The organism is Vibrio sp. 2132-1 (assembly GCF_033344315.1).
Map to the genome: position 1 here is coordinate 1 of NZ_JAWPON010000665.1, position 566 is coordinate 566.

General features: G+C 43.8%; 1 protein-coding gene. It reads right to left on the reverse strand.

The genetic code is table 11. The annotated features are described in order from the left end of the window. A partial coding sequence (locus R8N47_RS27275) for an ABC transporter transmembrane domain-containing protein (RefSeq protein WP_318186374.1) occupies positions 1-566 on the reverse strand: 566 nt, incomplete at both ends.

Genomic DNA, 566 nt, shown 5'->3' on the forward strand with positions numbered 1-566 from the left:
TGTTTGTTAAAGCGCTCTTCTTGTTGCATCAGCTGAATCACGCTCATCCCTTGGATTGATTCGCTTAAGTTGGCGTTAATGTCCGTGAGCAAGTCACGCATTCTGCGATAACTCTCGGTACTGAGTTGTTTAAACAGATACATAAAGCCAATTACGATCGGTAACAGGACGAGAACAACCAGCGTCAACTTCCAACTCATGAAGAACATGACACCCAACATTACCACGATCATCACAACGTTCTTAACCACGGTCGCGATTAACAACTCGTAAAACTGCTGAAGTGATTCTGTATCATTCGTGATTCGAGAAACAAGCTTACCAGCAGGCGTGTAGTCAAACGCAGAAAGTGGCTGTTTGATCACTCCCGAAAACACTTGCTTGCGAATGGTTTTGATCGTGTTCGTTGCCACCATGCTAAATTGCAACGATTGAAGATATTGGAACGTTGCTGAAATGACTTGAAGTGACACGTAGCCCAACGCTAAAGCAATCAATACGTTACGAGAGTAGTCGCCTTTGGCAATGTGTTCATCAATAAAATACTGGATCAACCAAGGGCCACT